At 64.9% G+C, this 21,736-nt stretch carries 19 protein-coding genes; 13 read left to right on the top strand and 6 right to left on the bottom strand.

Features of this window, described 5'->3' with window-relative positions; translation table 11 throughout:
• Window positions 1-77: 77 nt before the first annotated feature.
• The 5 genes from EKN06_RS08800 (at window position 78) to EKN06_RS08780 (ending at window position 4,904) form a co-directional block, all read left to right on the top strand.
• Entirely contained in the window at window positions 78-1,076 is a 999-nt protein-coding gene (locus EKN06_RS08800; protein WP_127612535.1) for an SPFH domain-containing protein, read from the top strand.
• Window positions 1,077-1,086: 10 nt separating this feature from the next.
• Window positions 1,087-1,575, top strand: a complete 489-nt coding sequence (locus EKN06_RS08795; RefSeq protein WP_127612534.1) for an NfeD family protein — start codon at window positions 1,087-1,089, stop codon at window positions 1,573-1,575.
• 18 nt (window positions 1,576-1,593) lie between these two features.
• Window positions 1,594-1,995, top strand: a complete 402-nt coding sequence (gene msrB / locus EKN06_RS08790; RefSeq protein WP_127612718.1) for a peptide-methionine (R)-S-oxide reductase MsrB — start codon at window positions 1,594-1,596, stop codon at window positions 1,993-1,995.
• Between the two features lie 109 nt (window positions 1,996-2,104).
• Entirely contained in the window at window positions 2,105-4,375 is a 2,271-nt protein-coding gene (locus EKN06_RS08785; protein ID WP_127612533.1) for a transglycosylase domain-containing protein, read from the top strand.
• Window positions 4,356-4,904 carry a hypothetical protein gene (locus tag EKN06_RS08780; protein ID WP_164844007.1) on the top strand — a complete coding sequence of 183 codons (549 nt, stop codon included), beginning with the start codon at window positions 4,356-4,358 and terminating at the stop codon, window positions 4,902-4,904. Before EKN06_RS08785 ends, EKN06_RS08780 begins: the two co-directional genes overlap by 20 nt.
• A gap of 58 nt (window positions 4,905-4,962) precedes the next feature.
• Here the strand turns inward: EKN06_RS08780 and EKN06_RS08775 are convergent, their stop codons facing one another.
• From EKN06_RS08775 to hflK, 3 genes are all read right to left on the bottom strand, one after another.
• Window positions 4,963-6,501: a Do family serine endopeptidase gene (locus EKN06_RS08775; RefSeq protein WP_205693857.1), complete on the bottom strand. Its 1,539-nt coding sequence runs from the start codon at window positions 6,499-6,501 to the stop codon at window positions 4,963-4,965.
• 132 nt (window positions 6,502-6,633) lie between these two features.
• Window positions 6,634-7,482, bottom strand: a complete 849-nt coding sequence (hflC, locus tag EKN06_RS08770) for a protease modulator HflC (protein WP_127612531.1) — start codon at window positions 7,480-7,482, stop codon at window positions 6,634-6,636.
• Entirely contained in the window at window positions 7,482-8,597 is a 1,116-nt protein-coding gene (gene hflK, locus EKN06_RS08765; RefSeq protein ID WP_127612530.1) for a protease modulator HflK, read from the bottom strand. Before hflK ends, hflC begins: the two co-directional genes overlap by 1 nt.
• Window positions 8,598-8,762: 165 nt before the next feature.
• Here hflK and EKN06_RS08760 point away from each other — a divergent pair, with 165 nt between their 5' ends.
• From EKN06_RS08760 to hemH, 3 genes are read left to right on the top strand one after another with little or no spacing between them, the layout of a single operon-like run.
• Window positions 8,763-9,827, top strand: coding sequence for an Mrp/NBP35 family ATP-binding protein (locus EKN06_RS08760; RefSeq protein WP_127612529.1), 1,065 nt, complete (start codon window positions 8,763-8,765; stop codon window positions 9,825-9,827).
• Window positions 9,785-12,244, top strand: coding sequence for a xanthine dehydrogenase family protein molybdopterin-binding subunit (locus EKN06_RS08755; RefSeq protein ID WP_240654700.1), 2,460 nt, complete (start codon window positions 9,785-9,787; stop codon window positions 12,242-12,244). The genes EKN06_RS08760 and EKN06_RS08755 overlap by 43 nt, the downstream gene beginning before the upstream one ends.
• A complete protein-coding gene (hemH, locus tag EKN06_RS08750) occupies window positions 12,244-13,281 on the top strand; it encodes a ferrochelatase (RefSeq protein WP_240654699.1) in 1,038 nt (345 codons plus the stop codon). The genes EKN06_RS08755 and hemH overlap by 1 nt, the downstream gene beginning before the upstream one ends.
• A gap of 34 nt (window positions 13,282-13,315) precedes the next feature.
• Here the strand turns inward: hemH and EKN06_RS08745 are convergent, their stop codons facing one another.
• Window positions 13,316-13,924 carry an HNH endonuclease gene (locus EKN06_RS08745; RefSeq protein ID WP_127612528.1) on the bottom strand — a complete coding sequence of 203 codons (609 nt, stop codon included), beginning with the start codon at window positions 13,922-13,924 and terminating at the stop codon, window positions 13,316-13,318.
• A gap of 239 nt (window positions 13,925-14,163) precedes the next feature.
• Here EKN06_RS08745 and gluQRS point away from each other — a divergent pair, with 239 nt between their 5' ends.
• The 4 genes from gluQRS (at window position 14,164) to EKN06_RS08725 (ending at window position 16,282) form a co-directional block, all read left to right on the top strand.
• Entirely contained in the window at window positions 14,164-15,021 is an 858-nt protein-coding gene (gene gluQRS, locus EKN06_RS08740) for a tRNA glutamyl-Q(34) synthetase GluQRS (RefSeq protein WP_127612527.1), read from the top strand.
• Between the two features lie 9 nt (window positions 15,022-15,030).
• Complete coding sequence (locus tag EKN06_RS08735; RefSeq protein ID WP_127612526.1) at window positions 15,031-15,258, top strand: HIG1 domain-containing protein; 228 nt, start codon at window positions 15,031-15,033, stop codon at window positions 15,256-15,258.
• Between the two features lie 13 nt (window positions 15,259-15,271).
• Window positions 15,272-15,841: a cob(I)yrinic acid a,c-diamide adenosyltransferase gene (locus EKN06_RS08730; protein ID WP_127612525.1), complete on the top strand. Its 570-nt coding sequence runs from the start codon at window positions 15,272-15,274 to the stop codon at window positions 15,839-15,841.
• 123 nt (window positions 15,842-15,964) lie between these two features.
• Window positions 15,965-16,282: a hypothetical protein gene (locus tag EKN06_RS08725; protein WP_127612524.1), complete on the top strand. Its 318-nt coding sequence runs from the start codon at window positions 15,965-15,967 to the stop codon at window positions 16,280-16,282.
• A 7-nt stretch (window positions 16,283-16,289) separates the two neighbouring features.
• Here the strand turns inward: EKN06_RS08725 and EKN06_RS08720 are convergent, their stop codons facing one another.
• Together EKN06_RS08720 and mutS are read right to left on the bottom strand one after the other, a co-directional pair.
• The gene (locus tag EKN06_RS08720) at window positions 16,290-16,550 is read right to left on the bottom strand and encodes a hypothetical protein (RefSeq protein ID WP_127612523.1); all 261 of its coding nucleotides are present in this window, start codon (window positions 16,548-16,550) and stop codon (window positions 16,290-16,292) included.
• Between the two features lie 106 nt (window positions 16,551-16,656).
• Window positions 16,657-19,278, bottom strand: a complete 2,622-nt coding sequence (mutS, locus tag EKN06_RS08715; RefSeq protein WP_240654698.1) for a DNA mismatch repair protein MutS — start codon at window positions 19,276-19,278, stop codon at window positions 16,657-16,659.
• Between the two features lie 160 nt (window positions 19,279-19,438).
• Between mutS and EKN06_RS08710 the strand changes: the two genes are divergently transcribed.
• On the top strand, window positions 19,439-21,721 hold the full coding sequence (locus EKN06_RS08710; protein ID WP_127612522.1) for an NADP-dependent malic enzyme: 2,283 nt from the start codon (window positions 19,439-19,441) through the stop codon (window positions 21,719-21,721).
• Window positions 21,722-21,736: the final 15 nt, after the last annotated feature.

The raw sequence follows: 21,736 nt of genomic DNA, 5'->3' as shown, positions 1-21,736 counted from the left end.
CTTTGGGGTCGTGCCGCGACAAGGGTGGCGAGGCGATGATCTGGCCACTCGTGCCCATGAACGCTTAGGGGGTTTTGATGGATCTGTTCTTGTTGGTCCTGCTTGTCTTGCTGGCCATATTTCTGTTTTCGAGCGTGCGTGTCGTCAGGCAGGGATATGTCTATACTATCGAGCGCATGGGCCGCTTTACCAAGCCGGCGACGCCGGGCCTGCACATCATCATCCCGTTGATCGACCGCGTGGGGCACAAGATCAACGTGATGGAACAGGTGCTCGATATTCCGGGGCAGGAAATCATCACCAAGGACAACGCGATGGTCGGTGTCGACGCCGTGGTGTTCTATCAGGTGCTGGACGCGGGCAAGGCGGCTTATGAAGTTTCGGGGCTGAAGAACGCGATCCAGGCGCTGACGACCACCAACCTGCGCACGGTGATGGGTTCGATGGATCTCGACGAAACGCTGTCGAAGCGCGACGACATCAACGCCAAGCTGTTGGCGGTGGTCGATCACGCGACCAGCCCGTGGGGGATGAAGATCACCCGGGTCGAGATCATGGACATCCGCCCGCCCAAGGACATTTCGGATGCGATGGCCCGCCAGATGAAGGCCGAGCGGTTGAAGCGCGCCCAGATCCTTGAGGCAGAAGGCGACCGGTCAGCGGCGATCCTGCGTGCAGAGGGCGACAAGCAGAGCCGCATCCTTGAGGCCGAAGGCCGCAAGGAAAGCGCCTTTCGCGATGCCGAGGCCCGCGAGCGGTCTGCCGCAGCAGAGGCGGAGGCGACCCGCGTCGTATCGGAGGCCATTGCGTCTTCGGGTACGCAGGCGCTCAATTACTTCGTCGCGCAGAAATATGTCGAGGCGGTTAGCGCCTTTGCCACGTCGCCCAATGCGAAGACGATCCTCTTCCCGGTCGAGGCCACGCAGTTAATCGGAACGCTGGGCGGGATCGGCGAGCTGGTCCGCGATGCGGTAACCCCGCCTGCGAACGCGGGCACACATATGAACCTGGCTTCGCAGCAGGCCGCTCCTTCGCGCACTGGCACGCCGAGCGTGCCCAGGACGAGCGGGGATTGAAGCGGGCGGCATGGACTGGTTCTCGGATCTCGACGCGACGTGGCTCTGGCTGATCGCAGGCATTGTCCTGATGGGCGCGGAAATGCTCGTGCCAGGCTATTTCCTTGTCTGGATGGCGACGGCGGCCTTGCTGACCGGCCTGATCACCGCGATTGCGGATGTGCCGTTGTCGGTGCAGCTGTTGACGTTCATCGTCTTCTCCGCCTTTTCGGTCTTTGCGGCGCGGCGCTGGCTCGATTATGCCGGGACGGAAACGAGCGACCCGCTGATGAACGATCGCGGTGCGCGTCTTGTCGGCACGAACGTCGTCGTTACCACGGCGTTCGAGGGCGGCGAGGGGCGCGTGCGGCTGGGCGATAGCGAATGGCTGGCAAGAGGGCCGGATGCCCCGGTGGGCGCCCGGCTGACCGTGACCGGTCACGATGGTGCGATCCTGCTTGTCGGACCGGCGCCCGCTAACCATATCGCGGGCAACGAAAAACCTTTGATACAGGAATAGCCCATGTCCGATAAAGCCATGTCCGATAAAACCATGCTGACCGACGCCGAATGGCGCGAACGCCTGACCCCCGAACAATATCGCGTGCTCCGCGAAGGCGGGACCGAGCGGGCCTTTACCGGCGAATACGAAAGCAACAAGGCGTCCGGTCTTTATAAATGTGCCGGTTGCGGCGCGCCGCTGTTCGATGCCGGCACGAAGTTCAATTCGGGCTCCGGCTGGCCGAGCTATTACCAGCCGATCGAAGGCGACGCGATCGAGGAACTGACGGACAGTTCGCACGGCATGGTTCGCACCGAAGTGCGCTGCGCAAAATGCGAAGGCCATCTCGGTCATCTGTTCCCCGACGGCCCAAACCCGACCGGTCTGCGTTATTGCATCAACAGCGCGTCGCTTGATTTCGAGGCGGATAAGGACTGATAGCCGGATTGACCGGGCGACTTCGTTCAGCAAGCGTTACGCCAGCAATGGCCATGTTTCGGCCATAATTAACCAGACCCCTCGTCAGAGGGCATAGTGACAGGCGGCAATGGCCCAGAACAACCGGCCCCGATCATCCGGTCGACGCAGATCCCGGCAATCCGATTCCTCGCCAGGCCGGTTCCGCTGGCTGAAGCGGATCATTTTCCTGTTCGTTTTCCTCGGCCTGCTCGCCGTCGGCGGGCTGGCGATGGCGGTCTGGACGACCAAGAATTCGCTGCCGAGCTATTCCTCGCTGAAGGCGAGCGAGCACGGCCAGACAATTGTCGTCCATGCCAAGGACGGGCGGGAAATCGTGTCGATCGGGCCAAGCTATGGCCGTTGGTTGACCTACGACCAGATCCCCGAATCGATGCGCGGGGCCATGATCGCGGTCGAGGATCGGCGGTTCTACGACCACTTCGGCGTCGATCCGATCGGCATCGCCCGCTCGGTCAAAGTCCGGTTCGATACGGGCGCTTTTCGCGAGGGCGGATCGACGATCACGCAGCAGCTTGCGCGCAATATCTTCCTCAACAATTCGAAGACTTTCGACCGCAAGGTGCGCGAGGCGATCCTCGCCCTGGCGCTGGAACGCAAGTTTTCCAAGGAACAGATCCTCGAGCTTTATCTCAACAAGGTCTATTTCGGCGGCGGCGCATACGGCATCGACAGCGCCAGCCGCTTGTTCTTTTCCCACCCCGCCACCGACCTGAGCATCGGCGAAGCCGCGATCATCGCAGGACTGGTCAAGGCCCCGTCGCGCTATTCCCCGACCGCCGATGCCGAAGCTGCGGTCAACCGCGCGCACACCGTTCTGGCGCTGATGCAGCAGCAGGGCCTGATCTCTCCCGGCGAAGCGTCTAGAGTGAACCTCGATACGATCGAGCTGAAGCCGGAATACGGCCAGAACTCGGTCCGCTATTTCACGGACTGGGTCCTGCCGCAGCTCGACTTCATCCTGCCCGAAACCTACGAGCCGATCGAGGTGTGGACCACGCTCGACGTGGGCATGCAGCGTGCGGCGACGACCGCGATCCAGAACAACGTGCCCAAAGGATCGCAGGGTGCGCTCGTCAGCCTCGACCGCGACGGGGCAATCCTCGCGATGGTCGGCGGGACCGATTACGTTGAAAGCAATTTCAACCGTGCGACCGACGCCCTGCGCCAGCCCGGTTCGGCGTGGAAGCTGTTCGTCTATCTCGCCGCGTTGGAGGCGGGGTACACACCCGACAGCCCGGTCGATGACAAGCCGGTAACCATCGACGGCTGGACGCCAAAGAATTCGGGCGGCGGTTATGCGGGCGAGATCGACGTCCGCGCGGCCTTTGCCTATTCGAAGAATACCGTGGCGGCACAGCTGGGTCAGGAAGTCGGTTTCAGCACCGTGGCCAGCATGGCGCAGCGGTTCGGCATCACCTCGCCGATCTCGACATATCCGTCGATGGTGCTGGGCGCATCGGAAGTGCGGGTGATCGACATGACCCGCGCCTTTGCCGCCGTGGCAGGCAAGGGCACTTCGGTCGAACCATATGGCATCACCCGGGTCACAACCGCCAGCGGGCAACTGCTGTACGAGCGGCGGGCGACGCGCGAACAGTTGCTCGTCGCGCCTTATGTGGCCGCACAGATGACCGACCTGTTGCAAACCGCCGTCAGCATCGGCACGGGCCGTTCGGCCAGCATCGGCAGACCGGTAGCCGGCAAGACGGGCACGACGTCATCGAATAAGGACGGCTGGTTCCTCGGCTTTTCAAGCGGGATCACCACCGGCGTGTGGATGGGCCGCGACGATGCCAAACGCGTTCCCGGATTGCAGGGCGGCACCGCGCCTGCGCGCGCTTTTGCCGATTACATGAAATTCGCCACTGCCAAGCGCCCGGTCGAGGATTTTGAAACCGAGGTTAAACTGCCCGCCTGGCAACTGGAACCTGACGACGAGGCGTGGTTCGGCAATCCGGGCGATTATTATTTCGTCGATGAAAACGGCAATCGCGTCGAACCCTATGGAGGCGGGCCGGACGGACAGTATCAGCCGCCGCCCGACGATGGTTGGCGTCCGGGCGATCCGCCACGGGGCGGATATCGCGACGATCCCGGCGTGCGGGTGGAGGATTATCGCGGCGAGGTCGGCACCGGCAACGTCACCACCGGTCCGCGTGCGGTGGACGAGGATTTCCTTGACCGTGCAACGGGCCGCGACGATCCGGCGCAACAGCAGCAGCGCGCCCCGCAGGGCCGTCAACAAGGCGCATCGGCGCAGCCGCCCGCCCGGCGCACGGGGCCGAGCGGGATGCGGATCATCGATGTCCAGCAGGCGCTTGAAAACAACGACCGCTAGGGCCAGCGCGGTCGCGCTTTTGGTGCTGGCGCTTGCCGGGTGCGACGACGCGGACCGGGGCCGGGTGGGCGTCACGTATGCCGATCATCGCCTGACGCTGCCGCCCGAATTCGTGCGCGACGACAGCGCCATTCCGATCGACAGTAAGGTGGAAGTCTGGAACGCGCCCGGCGCGCAGGTCGCAACCGACTTTGGCCAGCATGGCGCACAGCCCGAATGCAGCGCGGCACTGGGCCCATGCCGCATCGGCAATGGTGCGATCGACGGACGGCCCGCCCTCATTTTGCGCAGCGGTCCGGATCGGGGCGGCCAATGGCGGGTGCATGTCTTTGTGCCACTCCATCTCGCCGAAGGGGCGGGCACGGTTCGCCCCCTGTCGCTTGGCATGATGGCGCATTGCGCGACACAGGCGCGGTGTGACAGCCTCGTGCCGGTGCTGATGGCTGCCGACCTGATCGCGGGGCCGCCGACGTGGGAGGCAAGCGAAGCCGGCCCGCCACCGCCACCGCCAAAGCCTTCGGACCAATAAGAAAAAGGGCCGCCCCGGATTGTTCGGAGCGGCCCTTTTCTTTTGGGCAATCAGCCGATCAACGCATCCGCAGCGGCACGTAGATCGCAGGCTGTCCGCGACGTTGCACGCGCAGCAGGATCGCTTCGCGCTTTTCCGCCTGCACGCTGCGAATGACCGCCTCAAGCTCGGCGAGCGTCGCGACTTCGCGATAGTTGGCCGAAAGCACGATGTCCCCCCGGCGCAGACCCTTGCCAGCCGCATCAGACGACGCATCGACTGCCGCGATCACCAGCCCCTTGGTATCTTCGGATACACCCAGCTGACGCGCGATAGTCGCGGTCAGGGGCGTGACCGACAGGCCCAGCTTTTCAGCGACATAGGACTGGTCGCCATCGGTGCGCGGATTGGCGAAGCCATCCTGCTCCTCTTCCGGATTGGCATAGGACTGGGTCAATTCGTCCTCGCTCGGCCGGGCGGCGACGGTCGCGTTGATCGTGACCCGCTTGCCGTTGCGGATCAGTTCAACCGGAATGCGCGTGCCGGGCGCGGTGTTGGCGACGATATAGGACAGCGTCTGTTCCGGCGTCACGTCCTTGCCCGCGACCTTTACCACGACATCGCCCGCACGCAGGCCCGCCTTGGCCGCCGCGCCGTCGGGCACGACCGACTGGACGAATTCGCCGCGGTTGTGCGGAATGCCGAGCGATGCGGCGAGGTCTTCGCTGACCGGCTGGATCTGGACGCCCAGATAGCCACGCTCGATCCTTTCGCCCGCGATAAGCTTGCGCACGATCGGTTCGGCGGTTTCGGCCGGAATGGCGAAGCCGATGCCGACACTGCCGCCGGTGGGCGAGAAGATCGCGTTGTTGATGCCGATGACGTTGCCCTGCATGTCGAACATCGGGCCGCCGGAATTGCCCCGGTTGATGGCAGCGTCGGTTTGCAGGTAACGGTCGTACGCGCCGCCGCCGCCGGTGGCGCGGTACACTGCGGAAATGATCCCGCTGGTTACCGTGCCGCCAAGGCCGAAAGGATTGCCGATCGCGATGATCCAGTCACCGACGCGCGCCTGACGGCTGTCACCGAAGTTCACGAACGGAAACGGCTTGGACCGCTTGATCTTCAGCACGGCAAGGTCGGATTGCGCATCGGTACCGACCAGCTCGGCTTCGTATTCGGTGCCGTCGGTGGTGGTGACGGTAATCGCCTCGATCGTGCCGTTGCGGCCTTGCGCGGCGACGACGTGGTTGTTGGTCACGACATAGCCATCGGCGCTCATGATGAAGCCGGAGCCGAGCGACTGCGCCTCACGCGTGGTGGGCTGGCCACCGGGGCCGCTGGGGCCGCCGAACAGGCCTTCGAACGGGGTGCCGGCAAACGGGTTGCCACCAGCCTGGACCTGTACGCGCTGACGGGTGGAGATGTTGACAACGGCGGGTTGCAGCTGTTCGGTCAGGTCCGCGAAACTTGCGGGCGCGCCGCCACGGGGCACCACGCGGGCCATTGTGGAATCGTCGTTCTGGGCGACCTGCGCGACCAGCGGATAGCCGGTGGCCAGCGAGACCGCCGCGCCGCCGAGCAACAGGGCAGTGGTGAGCGTATAGGCGTAACGCACGTGTCTAATCCTCTTCGTCTCAATCGGTGTCGAGCGCCGGCGCCCGTGCGGGCAACCGGCCTCTTGCCGGGGTGCATTCCACCCGGATTCGTCTGAACGCGGATTGAATGGACCGGCCGTGGTTCCCCATGCCTAGCGGCGCGTGCCCCTGAACTGACGCAGGTATTCGTTGTCTGCCGACAGGACGAACGAACTGTTGTCGTCCTTCCCGGAAAACACCGTGTCATAGCTCTGCATCGCGCGGTAGAAATCGTAGAATTCGGGGTCCTTGTTGAAGGCCTCGGCATAAGTGTTGGCGGCTTCGGCGTCGGCCCCTGCCCGGATGATCTGTGCCTGCTTCTGCCCTTGCGCGCGGATGGTGTCCGATTCCTGTTTGCGCGCGGTCTGCATCCGGGTGAACGCCGTTTCCAGCGGACGGCCGGCCGGAAGATCGGCGCGCTTGATCCGCACGTCGATCACCTGCGCGCCGTATTCGCGTGCTTCCTTGTCGAGCCCGGTGCGGATTTCATGCATTGCCGCGCCGCGTTCGGCGGTCAGCAATGCCTGGAAACTGCGTGTGCCCAGCCGTTGGCGCAGGACCGAGTTCAGGATCGGGCGCAATTGTTCCTCCAGCCGGTCCATCGACCCTGCGGTCTGAACCATGCGAACGGGATCGATGACGCGGAACCGGGCATAGGCGTCAACTTCAAGCCGGCGCTGGTCGCGGCTCAACACTTCCTGTCGCTGCATATCGACCGCGATCACCTGCTTCGAAACCCAGACGACCCGGTCGATCAGCGGCACGCGATACCAGATCCCCGCGCCGGTCTGGCCGAAATCCTCGTTCGGGTGGAACTTGTTGACCACGGTCACGGGCTTGCCGTTGCGCAGGATCACCGCCTGTTGCGTTTCGGGGACGACGAAGATCGAGGATAGCACCGCGACGATCACGACCGCGGCGGTGATGATCCACACCTTGTAGCTTTGCCAGAGGGCCTCCATCAGTTGGCTCCTTCGGTTGGGGCGGGCGCGGCTTTGCGCTTCATTTCGGGCAGCGGCAGATAGGGAACGACGCCGTCGGCCTCGATGATGGTCTTGTCGGTCTGGCTCAGCACGCGCTCCATCGTTTCGTAATACATGCGCCTGCGGGTCACTTCGGGGGCAAGGCGATATTCGCTGTAAACCTTGTCGAAGGCCGCGGCCTCGCCTTCGGCGCGAGCGGTCACCTGCTCGGCCCAGGCGCGGGCGCGGTTGATGTCGGACTGCGCATCCTGTTGCGCGGCCAGCACTTCGCGGAATGCATCGACCACGGAGCTCGGCGGATCGGCCTTCTTGATTTCGACACCCTGCACAACGACCCCGGCGCGATAAGCATCGAGCAGCGCCTGCATCCGGGTGCGCACCGATTGTTCGATCTGCGCGCGGCCCGAACCGGACAGCGCATCGTCCAGCGTCACTTCGGCGATTGAGGCTCGCATCGCGGCCTCCGCCACTTCCTTCACCGTTTCGTCGGGCGACGCGAGCTGGAAGGTGTAGAGCTTCAGGTCGCGGATATTCCAGCGCACGATATACGACAAGTCGACAAGGTTCTGGTCGCCGGTCAGCATCAGCTTCTCGGCCTCGCCCTCAGGTATCGTGTCGGTGCGGATCGAGGTCACGTCCTCGACCTCCACTTCCTGGATCGGCCAGGGCAGGGTGAATTTCAGGCCCGGCGACATCGTGCGCGAATATTGCCCGGCAGTGGTGACGATGCCCTCTTCCTTGGGGCCGATCTGGTGGATGGACGTGACCAGAAGCCACAGCGCGACGATGCCGATGCCGATCAACGGCGCCCAGCTTTTGCCTCCGGGCGCTTGGGGGAGGCGGGGGAAACCGCCGCCACCACCGCCGCCACGACGCGCTTGCCGATGGCGGAACAGGTCCTCGATGTTCGCAGCCTTGCGCCCACCGGGTCCGCCCGGCGGCGAACTGCCATCGTCCGATCCGCCCGGAAGCCAGGGGTTGCGCGGTTTATCGCTGCCTTCGGAAACAGGAACGTCATCGCCGCTTGCGCCACGATCAGCGTCCCCGCTGCCGCCCGAACCGGGCGCGGAGCCCCACGGGCTTTTGCCAGCCATGGCCAAAATGCTGTCCTTCCAGGACCCACCCTTTTTTATCATGCTCTCCTTATAGGTATCGTCGCCGGCAAAAACAGGGGGTTCGGCATTGGATTTTCGCGCCAATGGTGCGACAGGCGCTGGCATGCCAATAGAAGATGCCGGTGTCACCGCAGGAATCTACCGATGACCGCCCAGAACGCTCCCGATGAAAATGATGTCCGCAACGCGCTGGGCGCAGTGGCAGGCGACCGGCTTGCCAGCGTTCGGCTGGGCCGCGATGCGCTGACCGTCGTGCTCGAAGTGGGCGGGCTCGATACGCTGGGCCGCGACCGGTTGGAGATCGCGGTGCGCGGCGCCTATGCCGATCTGGCGCGAAATTCGGACGAATTACCACCGCTGCGCGTGGCGCAAATGGCGGAACGGGGCGAAGCATCGGCGCACGATTCGGCACCGGTCGCGAAACAGCCGCCCAAACGGCCCTTGCGCATCGTTGCGGTCGCATCGGGCAAGGGCGGGGTGGGCAAGTCCACGGTTTCGGCGAACCTGGCGATCGCGTTGGCGCGGGCTGGCCGTAAGGTCGGGCTGGTCGATGCCGACATCTACGGCCCGTCGCAACCGCGCCTGATGGCGAGCGAGGGGGAACGCCCGCAAGCGCGCGACAAGAAGCTCATTCCCGTGGCTACGCGCTTTGGCGTGCCGATGCTGTCGATGGGTCACCTTGCCGAACCGGGACAGGCCATCGCATGGCGGGGACCGATGGCCGGCAATGCTCTGGCGCAGCTCATCGATGCCAATTGGGGCGATGTCGACACGCTGGTGGTGGATCTGCCGCCGGGCACCGGCGACGTGCAGCTGACGATGATCCAGCGGTTCAAGCCGGCAGGCGCGGTGATCGTCTCCACGCCGCAGGACCTCGCGCTTATGGACGCAGCCCGCGCGGTCGGCTTTTTCGACAAGGCGAGCGTGCCGGTGATCGGCGTCGTCGAAAACATGTCGGGCTATGCCTGTCCCCATTGCGGCGAGACGAGCGAACCGTTCGGGCGCGGCGGGGCAGAGGCGTCGGCGCACGAGATGGGGCACCCGTTCCTTGGCCGCATCCCGCTGACCATCGACATCCGCACCCGCAGCGATGCGGGAGAGCCGCCTGCAGCCGAAGACGGTGCAGCTGCCGAACCATTTGTCACCATCGCGGCACAGGTCGGCGCATGGCTGGACCGGACCCAGACGCCGGAGGCGGTGGGCGCGTGAAGCTTTCGCGGCGCAAATTGCTGATCGGCGCGGCGGCGGGCGGCGGATTGGTCGCCGCCTATGCCCTGATGCCGCGCAATTTTCCCGTGCCGCTTCCCGCGGGGGAGAGCGAACGCGCCTTCAACGCATGGATCAAGATCGCGCGAACCGGCATCGTCACTGTCGCCGTGCCGCAGCTTGAAATGGGGCAGGGCGTCACGACCCTGCTGCCCCGCATCGCGGCCGAGGAACTGGGCGCGGACTGGCGACAGGTCGCGGTCGAACCTGCGGCGATCAGTCCGGCCTATGCCGATCCGGTGCTCGCCGCGCACTGGGGCGCATTGCGCGACACGTGGCTGCCGTCGTTTGCCGACGATCCCGACGATTTTCTGGCCAGAAATTTCGCCAACCAGACCCGACTGATGGCGACGGCGGCGGGCACCGGCATCGCCGCTTATGAAATGCCGATCCGCGAAGCTGCGGCCGGCGTGCGCGCCGTGCTGGCGATGGCGGCGGCGGAACGCTGGGGCGTGGCATTCGAAGAGTGCGAGGCGCAGGACGGATTTATCGTTCACGGCGACAAGGAACTGCGGTTCGGCGAACTGGCGGACGAGGCGGCCAAGCTGATCCCGCCCAGCCCTGCCGTGCTTCGCCCCGATCCCGTGACAGACAACGCACCCGATCTGGTCAGCGGCCCGGACGTGTTCCCCCGGCTGGACGGTCCGTCGAAAATCGACGGTTCGTTCCGGTTTGCCGGCGACATTCGCCTGCCCGAAATGGTCCATGCCGCCATCGCCCACGGACCCTTGGCCGAAGCGGTGCTCGACAGTTTTGACGAAGAAGCAGCCCGTCGCGTCACCGGCTATATCGCACGGGTCGAAGGGCGCAGTTGGCTGGCGGCCATCGGGTCGAGCCGTTGGGCTGCGGAAAAAGCGCTTGGTTTGATGAAGCCACGGTTCAAGGTGGGCCGCGCGATGCCCGACGCCGCGACCATCGCGGCGGGGCTGGATGCCGCACTGGCCGACGGCACGCCCAAGGTATTGTTCGAACGCGGCGCGATCGACGTCGCGCTCGAAGGGTTGGGCGCCAAATCCGAACGCTACACCATGGCGCCCGCGCTGCACGGTACGCTCGAAACGGCGAGCGCGACGGCAAGTTTCGCCAACGGGCGGCTGGAACTGTGGATGGCGGCCCAGGCTCCGGGACAGGCACGGCAGCAGGCGGCGGATGCCATCGGCCTGTCGGTAGACGATGTCGTGCTGTATCCTGTGCCCGCCGGTGCCAGTTTCGATGCGCGGCTCGACCATCGCATCGCGCGAGAGGTGGCGGCTATCGCCAAGTCGCTGAAACGCCCCGTGCAATTGGTCTATAGCCGGGCAGAGGAGCACCGCACCGCCCTGCCGCGTCCGCCCGCCATCGCCGAAATGCGTGCGATCGCCGGACCGCAAGGGACGATCCACGCATGGCATTCGCGCATTGCGGCCCAGCCCGGCGCGCGCGAAATGTTCGCCCGCCTGTTCGATGATGCCACCCCGGAACAGGCGCTGGACCGCGCGGACGGGCTGCACGATCCGGCCAACCTTGCGGGCATGGCCCCGCCCTATGCGATCGAAAACATGCGGGTGGAGAGCCTTTCCGCCAGCACCGGGCTGCCCGCTGGCCGGATGCGCGGCAATGCCGAGGCGCGGGCATGCTTCTTTTCCGAATGCTTCCTGGACGAAATCGCAGGGCAGGCGGGGGAAGAACCCCTGTCTTATCGCATGGCGATGCTGGGCGGAAACCGGCGCATGGCCGATTGCCTGCAGGGCGCGGCGCAATTGGGTGAATGGGACGGCGGGGGCGACGGCACGGCGCAGGGCATCGCCTGCTGGCAGATGGCCGATCCGGCGGGACGGCCCGACGGCGGCGCACGCATCGCGGTGATCGTGCGCGCCCGTCCCGGCGAAACCGGGGTCGAAGTTTCGCACATCTCCGCCTGGTGCGATATCGGGCGGATCATCCATTACGAACTGGCGCTGCAACAGGTCGAAGGCGGGCTTATTTTCGGCATGAATGCCGCGCTCGGCCTTGGCGCGACATACGACGGCGGATCGCCGCGGGAACGGACGCTGGCGGCCTTGCGCCTGCCGGGCCTGTCCCGCTTGCCCGAAATCAGCGTCGGATTTGCCCAGAATGACGCGCCTCCGTTCGATCCGGGTGAAATCGGCATGGTCGCGGTGGCCCCGGCACTGGTCAACGCGCTTCACGCCGCGACCGGCAAGCGGTTCCGCGATCTGCCGATCCCGATGGCGCAAGTGACGCTGGCGCCATCGGCCAAGCCCGCGGAGCCGGTTGTGGCGGAGGGTGAGGCCGGGGCAGGCGGCGATCCCGCTCTGCCGGATGCGCAACCTTCGGTCCTGCCCGACGGGTCGGTGGTCGATGCCGGGAGCTACGATTGATGGAAACCACGCCTGTCGCCGCAATGCCCCGCCCCGCCGACCATCCCGCCGCGCCGACCGGGAAAGTCGCGGTCCTGCTCGTCAACCTTGGCACGCCTGACGCGCCGGAACCGGGCGCGGTAAAGCGCTACCTTGCGCAATTCCTATCCGATCGGCGCGTCGTGGAAATCCCGCCGATCATCTGGCAACCGATCCTGCGCGGCGTGATCCTGACCACCCGGCCCAAAAAATCGGCGCACGCCTATTCGCTGGTGTGGGGCAAGGACGGTTCGCCGCTGGCAGCGATTACCGCGCGACAGGCCCGGGCGCTTCAGTCGCGGTTGGGCGATGCCATCACCGTCGATTGGGCGATGCGCTACGGCAATCCCTCCATCGCGGAAAAGGTCGCCGCGCTGAAGGATAAAGGGCACGATCGCATCCTGTTCGCACCGTTGTATCCGCAATATTCAGGGGCGACGACGGCAACGGCGGTCGATGCGCTTGGCGCGGCGCTGGGCAAAATGCGCTGGCAGCCCGCGATCCGCACGCTGCCGCCCTATCACGATGCACCAGCCTATATCTCGGCGCTGGCCGACGACCTCACCGCTCAGCTTCGCCAGTTGACGCAGCTGCCCGAGGTCTTGTTGCTGAGCTTCCACGGGATGCCCGAGCGTACGCTGCACCTTGGCGATCCATATCACTGTCATTGCCGCAAGACCGCGCGCCTGTTGGCAGAGGCGCTGGCGCCGATATTCCCCGAGATGCGCGTCGACATCACGTTCCAGTCGCGATTCGGCAAGGCAAAGTGGCTGGAACCTGCGACCGACGTGACGATAGCGGCAGAGGGACAGGCTGGCACACGCCGTATGGCGGTGGCGATGCCCGGTTTTTCCGCCGACTGCCTCGAAACGCTTGAGGAAATCGCGTTGCAGGGCCGCGACACGTTTCTTGCGGCCGGCGGCGAAAGCTATGACGCGCTGTCCTGTCTCAACGACGGCGAACCGGGGATGGCGATGCTGGAATCGTTGGTGCGCAACGAATTGCAGGGGTGGGTCTGAAGGTCGCAACGACGGCTATGGTCTAGCCGCTGGGCTACTCCTCCAGCTCGATGTCCCAATAAAGCCAGTCGCGCCAAGTTTCGTGCAGGTAATTGGGCGGAAAGCCCTTGCCGCGTTCTTGCAATTGCCAGCTGGTCGGGCGGATCGGCGATACCTGCAGCGCCATCTTTGCCTGTTTCGGCGTGCGTCCGCCCTTCTTCATGTTGCACGGCGCGCAGGCGGTAACGATGTTTTCCCAACTGGTGATCCCGCCCAGCCGGCGCGGCATGACATGATCGAACGTCAGATGTTGCGGGCTGCCGCAATATTGGCAGGAAAAACGATCGCGCAGGAACAGGTTGAAACGGGTGAAGGCCGGGAATTCGGACGGTTTCACATATTGCTTGAGCGCGATCACCGAGGGGATCTGCATGTCCAGCGAGGGGGAGTGCACCAGACGTTCGTAGCTGGCGACGATATCGACCCTGTCGAGGAAGACCGCCTTGATCGCAGTCTGCCATGGCCAGACGCTGAGCGGATAATAGGATAGCGGCGTGTAATCGGCGTTCAGGACCAATGCGGGGCAACTGTTGAGCTTTCTGGCGGGATCGTCGTCCGCCCGCGAAAGCCTTGCCCGTGTTTCGATCAGGCCCTGCTGGAACATCGTCCTGTGCGCCCCCTCAATACCTTGCCCGATTGTTGGGCAGCCCCCGGCGGCGGCACGGGGTGTCCGCTTCGGATCGCGCTGTGACAGGCGAGCATGACCGGGTGATGACGCTTCACATGGTGAAATCAGCATGACCGGGCGCGAAGGGCAAGAGGGGAACGCACAGGGTTTCCACAACTCGGTGCACAGCTTTGTCCCCCTGTCATCCACAAGTGCGAAGCGCTATCGCAGGGGGCATGGAGACCGTCACCCGCTTTGCGCCGAGCCCGAACGGCCCGCTGCACCTTGGCCATGCATGGTCGGCGATCGTCGCGCACGATCTGGCGCGCGCGAGAGGCGGGCGTTTTCTTGTGCGGATCGAAGATATCGACGGGGCCCGCAGCCGCGCCGAATTCGCCGAAAGCGCGTTGGAGGATCTCGCTTGGCTGGGGCTCACATGGGATGGCCCGGCGATTCGCCAGTCGGAACGGGTCGACACCCATGCCGCTGCGGTGGAAGACCTGAAGGCGCGCGGACTGGTCTATCCCTGCCACTGCACGCGCGCCGAAGTCGCAGCGGCGGCGCGCAAGATCGGACCCGATGGCCCGGTCTATCCCGGCACTTGCCGCGATGCCGCGTTCGTTCCCACCGGGCCGGTCGCATGGCGGCTGCACATGGATAGGGCGTTGGCGAAGGCTGGGCCGCTGACGTGGTATGACGAGCTTGCGGGCGAACAGGTCGCGAACCCCGGCCTGTTCGGCGATGTCGTTCTGGCGCGAAAGGATGCGCCGGGCAGTTATCACCTTGCCGTCACGCTCGACGATGCGGCCGATGGCGTGACTGTGGTGACGCGCGGCGCCGACCTGTTCGCATCCACCCACGTACATCGGCTATTGCAGGCGCTGTTCGCACTGCCGGTGCCGCAGTGGCATCACCATGCGTTGTTGCTGGACGAAACCGGCGAAAAGCTCGCCAAGCGTCGCGGTTCGCCATCGCTTTTCGACCGGCGGCTGGCGGGTGAGGATGGGCGCGCACTGGCCGATGCCCTGCGCGCCGGACAACTGCCTTCGAACCTCACCTTTTCGAGACTCGCAAATGGCGGCGAGAATGCCTAACTGGTTACCATGAAAATCATCCTCATCATCGTTCTCGTGGCGCTGGTCGCCATGGTCGTCGTCTCGCTGGTCCGCGGCATCATCGCGTTCCTCCAAAGCACCAAGATGGACCTCGAAAGCGGGGACGAACGGGTGCAGGAAATGCAGCTGCGCCAGAACCGGGCGATGACTTCTCGAATCAAGTATCAGGCAGCGGCCGTGGGCATCGCCATGCTGCTGCTCGCGCTCGCCAGCTGATCGGCGCGGAACCTTGGTCAAGCTCAACAAGATTTACACCCGCACCGGCGACGACGGCACAACCGGCCTCGTCGACGGATCGCGCCTGCCCAAAAATGCCGCGCGGATGGAAGCGATCGGCGCAGTGGACGAAGCGAATTCGGCAATCGGCCTTGCAATTGTCGCACACGAACCGGGTGCAACCCGCGATGCTCTGATCCGGGTTCAGAACGACATGTTCGATCTTGGCGCCGACCTTGCGACGCCGGGGGACGATTTCACGCCCGGCGAAATGACGCTGCGCATGATCCCGGCACAGGCCGATTGGATCGAGGCGCAGATCGACAGCGCGAACGAGCATATCGCACCGCTGACCAGCTTCGTCCTGCCGGGCGGCAGCGAGGGAGCGGCAAGGCTGCATGTCGCGCGCGCTTCGGTGCGGCGGGCGGAACGGTCGATCGTCGCGCTGGCCGCGGGCGATTCGGTCAATCCTGCGGCGCTGACTTATGTGAATCGGTTGTCGGACATGCTGTTCGTGCTGGCCCGCGCGGCCAATGCGAACGGGCAAAGCGACGTACTGTGGGTTCCCGGCGCCAATCGCTGATATTTGCGGTCACGGGATGGCCGCGCCGCGATCCTGATTGGCGCTTGTTTGCAATTGCGATGCCGGGGAACCTGCGGGCCCGGCAACCGTAAGTTCGACAAGAACGAACAGAAGGACCCTACGATGGCCGACAAAGACAAGATTGCGCCCGAAAACTTCAACGACGAACAAAACGACGAAGATGCGCAGGCGCAGACCGTTGCTGACGAGGCGATTGGCCGCGCGACGAGCAGCTTCGGCCTTTCGGACAGCGAAAAGCCCAAGGGTTCGATTACATCGGACGACGACGATGTCGAGGACCTGGTCGATACCATGAAGAAAATGGAAAAGGGCGGCATCGACATGTCCGCCTATCGCGGCGAACCGAACATGGACGACAACGAAAACAAATACGGCAAGTCGAACGTGATGGAAGACGAACCCGGCAGTTCCGATAGCTAAATCGAGGTCAGTCCTCTCTGGCTGAAATCACGAGGTCGAGCGGGTTGCGTGCAGCTTCCCGCTCGGCCTCGTTTTCGAATGCGATGTCGAGATCGGGTTCGGCGTCGTTCATCGCCAGCAGGGCCCAGATGACGAACCGCTTGGCCGGATCGCGCTCAAGCCCGAATTCGACCCGCATCCGTTCGACCCCGGCTTCGCGCGCGGCGGGCGCGATCGCGTCCATGTCGGTTGTGCCGAAAAAGCGCAGCAGCAGATCGTCGAATTGCATCAGCGGGTTCCTGTTGTCGCCATGCTTGCCCCATGCAACGGGCAGATCGCGATGGCCAGCGTGAACCGACCAACGGCCACCGTTCAAGCTTCGCGATGTGTTCTTGTCATGCGGGGCCATCGCCGGCGTCGCGTTTCAGCGCGTAAAGCATGTCGAGCGCTTCACGCGGCGAAAGCGCATCGACGTCCAGCGTCCGCAAAGCTTCGCGCAAAGTGTCGCACTGTTCGACTTCAGCCTCTGCCGCCGCGGCGAACAGCGGCAGGTCGCCAAGGCCAGCTCCCAGCCCGCCGGTTGCGACGCGGCCCTTCTCCAGCTTGTCGAGGATGGTCTTGGCTCGCGCGATGACAGGTTTGGGCAATCCCGCCAGCCGCGCGACGGCCAGACCATAGCTGCGATCGGCCGGACCTTCGGCGAGTTCATGCAGCAACACCAGATCGCCCTTCCATTCGCGCGCGCGGGCATGGTGGAGCGAGAGGGCGTCGCAGGTTTCGGCAAGCCGCGACAGTTCATGATAGTGAGTCGCGAACAGGCACCGGCAACGCACCGTTTCGTGCACCGATTCGGCCACTGCCCACGCCAGCGCGAGCCCGTCGTAAGTGCTGGTGCCGCGCCCCACTTCGTCGAGGATCACGAAACTGCGGGCGGTCGCCTGCGACAGGATGGCGGCGGTTTCCACCATTTCCACCATGAAGGTTGAACGTCCGCGCGCCAGGTTGTCCGACGCGCCCACCCGGCTGAACAACCGGTCGACGATGCCGATCTGCGCTGCTTGCGCAGGCACGAAGCCGCCAGCTTGCGCCAGAAGGACGATCAGCGCGTTCTGGCGCAGGAACGTCGATTTGCCGCCCATGTTCGGGCCGCCGATCAGCCACAAACGGTCGCGTTCGGACAAAGAGCAGTCGTTGGCGACGAACCTGTCGCCCGATGCGGCCAGCGCCGTTTCCACCACCGGATGCCGTCCACCGGTTACGATCAGGGCGTTGTCATCGCGGATTTCGGGCAGCGTCCAGCCGCCTTCGGCCGCGCGCTCTGCCTGTCCTGCCGTCACGTCGATGCGGGCCAGTGCCTGTGCCGTGGCCGCGATCGCTTCCTTTGCCGCGACAGCGCGTTCGACCAGTTCCTCGAAATGCGCATCCTCCGCGGCCAGCGCCCGGCCGCCCGCTTCGGCAATTCGGCTCGCCTCTTCATGCAGGGCCAAGGCGTTGAAACGCACCGCGTCCTTCATCGTCTGGCGATGAGTGAACCCACTGTCGGGGGCCATCAGCCCGTCGGCGTGGCGGGCCGACACCTCGATGAAATAGCCCAACACGCCGTTGTGTTTGATCTTCAGCGTGGCGATGCCGGTTTCGTCGCGGTATTTCGCTTCCAGCGCGGCGACGGCGCGACGGCCGTTTCGGGAGATCGTGCGCAATTCGTCGAGCGCGGCGTCGTACCCTTCGGCGACGAAGCCGCCATTGCCCCGTTCGGTCGGGGGCGAGGGGACCAGCGCGCGGGTCAGCAGTTCGACCAGCGCGCCATGCCCCGAAAGCACCGGCAGCAACCGCCGGAACAGCGCGGGCAACGGATCGACCTGCTGCAACAGTTCGTGCAGGGTGCGGGCCTCGCTCAACCCGTCGCGCAATTGGCCAAGATCGCGCGGGCTACCCCGGCCAGCGACGATCCGGCCCAGCGCGCGACCGATGTCGGGCAGCGCGCGCAGCGCACGGCGCAAGTCTTCGCGCCACAGCGGATCGCCATGCAGCCATGCGACCGACTCCAGCCGTTCGCGTATCGCGCCCGCATCGGCAAGCGGGGCGGACAGGTCCTCTGCCAGCTGCCGTGCGCCCGCGCCGGTCAGGCAGCGGTCGATACAATCAATCAAGCTGCCCTTGCGCGTTCCGCCGGTGGATATGGTGACCTCAAGGCTGGCGCGCGTCGCCTCGTCCATCGCAAGGTGCCCGCCTGCCTCGCGCAATCGCGGCGGCAGTATCAGAGGTAGCGTGCCGCGCCCGACGTGGTCGAGATAGGCGATCAGGCCGCCCGCCCCCGCCATGTGCGCCCGGTCGAACGCGCCGAATGCATCGAGCGTGGCGACACCATGCAGCGACTTCAGCCGCGCCTCGCCCGCTTCGCTTGAAAATGTCGCGCGAGGGCGTTCGATGCTGCCGTCGGGCATCCCGGCCCACCCTTCGGGCACGACGATCTCTGCCGGGCCGATCCGCGACAGGGCTGCGGCGACGCCATCGGCGGCCACGCATTCCAGCGCCATTTCGCCGGTCGAGATGTCGATCGCCGCGATTCCGACCGTATCGCGCACCGGCGCGAGAGCAGCCAAAACGTTGGCGCTGCGCGATTCCAGCAACGTGTCTTCGGTCAGCGTGCCTGCCGTCACGAACCGCACGATGTCACGCGCGACGAGCGATTTCGATCCGCTGCCTTCGCGCTTGGCCCGCGCTTTCGCTTCTGCCGGGGTTTCGACCTGTTCGGCGATGGCGACCCGGCATCCGGCGCGGATCAGGCGGGCAAGGTAGCTGTCCGCGGCATGGACCGGCACGCCGCACATCGGCACCGGTTCTCCATTGTTTTCCCCCCGCGACGTCAGTGCGATGTCGAGCACGGCGGCGGCCTTTTTCGCATCGTCGAAAAACAGTTCGAAGAAGTCGCCCATGCGGTAGAACAGTAGGCAATCGCCCGCCTGCTCCTTCAGCGCGAAGTACTGCTGCATCATCGGGGTTGCGCCGCCGGCCATGCCCGGTGGCGTAGCGACGCGCGCTCGATTCGGCCAAGCCGTAGCCGCGCCTTGTCCCCGCCTGTTCCCCAACCGATGATCCGCTGGCCAAGCCCTCTAAGCGTTGCCCCTATCCAAAAGGCCATATCGCGCTATAGGCGCAGCGGACGCGACATTACTGATGGAGGGCTCATTGGCCGACGATGACAGCAAGGCGAAAGTCACCTTTACCGAGCGTGAGGCGCTTTTCTATCACTCGACGATCCGTCCCGGAAAGATCGAGATCATCGCGTCGAAACCGATGGCGACCCAGCGCGATCTCTCGCTCGCCTATTCGCCCGGCGTCGCCGCGCCGGTCGAAGCGATCGCTCGCGACCCGTCGCTTGCCGCGATCTATACCGCGCGTTCCAACCTTGTCGCGGTCATCACCAACGGCACCGCCATCCTCGGCCTCGGCAACCTGGGCGCGCTCGCGGCCAAGCCGGTGATGGAGGGCAAGTCGGTCCTGTTCAAGCGGTTCGCCGACGTTGATTCCATCGATATCGAGCTGGATACCGAAGATCCCGAGGCCTTCATCAACGCGGTCGCGCTGATGGAACCCACGTTCGGCGGCATCAACCTCGAAGATATCGCCGCGCCCGAATGTTTCATCATTGAACAGGCGCTGCGCGAGCGCATGAAGATCCCGGTGATGCACGACGACCAGCACGGCACCGCGATCATCGCGGCGGCTGGCCTGATCAACGCCTGCCACCTGACCGGCCGCAAGATGGACGAAATCAAGATGGTGGTGAATGGCGCCGGCGCATCGGCGCTGGCCTGCACCGCGCTGATCAAGGCGATGGGCGTGCGGCACGACAACGTCATCGTCTGCGACCGTTCCGGCCCGATCTACCCTGGCCGTGCCAACGTGGATCAGTGGAAGAGCGCGCATGCGGTGGAAACTGACGCCCGCAGCCTCGAAGAAGCGCTGAAGGGCGCGGACGTCTTCCTCGGCCTATCGGCGGCGGGCGCGTTGAAGCCCGAATGGGTCAAGGACATGGCCGACCAGCCGATCATCTTTGCCATGGCCAACCCGACGCCCGAAATCAGCCCCGACGAAGCGCTGGCCGTGCGCCCCGACGCCATTATCGCCACCGGCCGGTCGGACTATCCGAATCAGGTCAACAACGTGCTGGGCTTCCCCTTCATCTTCCGCGGCGCGCTCGACGTGCAGGCGACCGCGATCAACGAAGAAATGAAGATCGCCGCCGCCAACGCCATCGCCGCGCTGGCCCGTAAACGCGTACCCGAAGAAGTGGCCGCCGCTTATGGCGTCAATCACCAGTTCGGCCGCGATTACATCATCCCCGCACCGTTCGACCCGCGTCTGATGGAAGTCGTGTCGTCCGCGGTCGCCCGGGCCGCGATGGAATCGGGCGTCGCCAAGTCGCCGATCGCCGATTTCGACGAATATGCCCTGCGGCTGAAGGCGCGGCTCAACCCCACGACTTCGGCGCTTACGTCCGTTTATGAACGGGCCAAGGCCAATCCCAAACGCGTCGTCTTCGCCGAAGCGGAAGAGGATGTCGTCCTGCGTGCGGCTATCCAGTTCCGCGATTTCGGATATGGTCACCCCGTCCTCGTCGGCCGTACCGAAAAGGTGAAGGACAAGCTGCGCGAGCTTGCCGTCGAAGATCCGGACAGCTTCGAAATCCAGAATTCGGCCGATTCCGAACACGTCGAAGAGATGCAGGATTATCTCTACGCACGATTGCAGCGTCGTGGTTATACCGAACGCGACGTGCGCCGCATGGTCAATCAGGACCGCAACGTCTTCGCCTCGCTTCTCCTCGCCACGAACAAGGCCGACGCGATGATTTCGGGCCTGACCCGCCCCTTTGCGCAGACGATGCGCGAAGTGCAGCAGGTGCTCGACCCCAAGGCGGGCGAGATTCCGTTCGGCATCCACCTGATGATCGGCAAGAACTATACCGTGTTCCTGGCCGACACGACGATCAACGAACGCCCCGACGCCCGCGAACTGGCACACATCGCCAAGGAAACCGCCAAGGTCGCCCAGCGGCTGGGCCACGAACCGCGCGTCGCGTTCCTTTCCTATTCCACGTTCGGCAACCCGTCGGGCAAGTGGCTGGAAAACATTCGCGATGCGGTCCACCACCTCGATGCCGAGGGCGTGGATTTCGAGTACGAGGGCGAAATGGCGCCCGATGCCGCGCTGAATCCTACAGTGATGAAGCTCTATCCCTTCAGCCGCCTGTCCGCCCCGGCCAACGTGCTGATCATGCCAGGTCTGCAATCGGCCAACCTGTCGGCGAAATTGCTGCGCGAACTGGCCGGTGCATCGACAATTGGCCCGATGCTGGTCGGCATGGAAAAGCCGGTGCAGATTGCGCCGATGACCGCGATCGCGCCCGACGTTCTGACGCTGGCCGTGCTGGCGGCGGCCGAAGTCGTCGGCTGACACCGGCGCGGGCGA

The organism is Croceicoccus ponticola (assembly GCF_004004515.1).
Taxonomy (GTDB): domain Bacteria; phylum Pseudomonadota; class Alphaproteobacteria; order Sphingomonadales; family Sphingomonadaceae; genus Croceicoccus; species Croceicoccus ponticola.
Note: the sequence above shows the minus strand (reverse complement) of the source record. Positions and strands in the feature narration are given on the sequence as shown.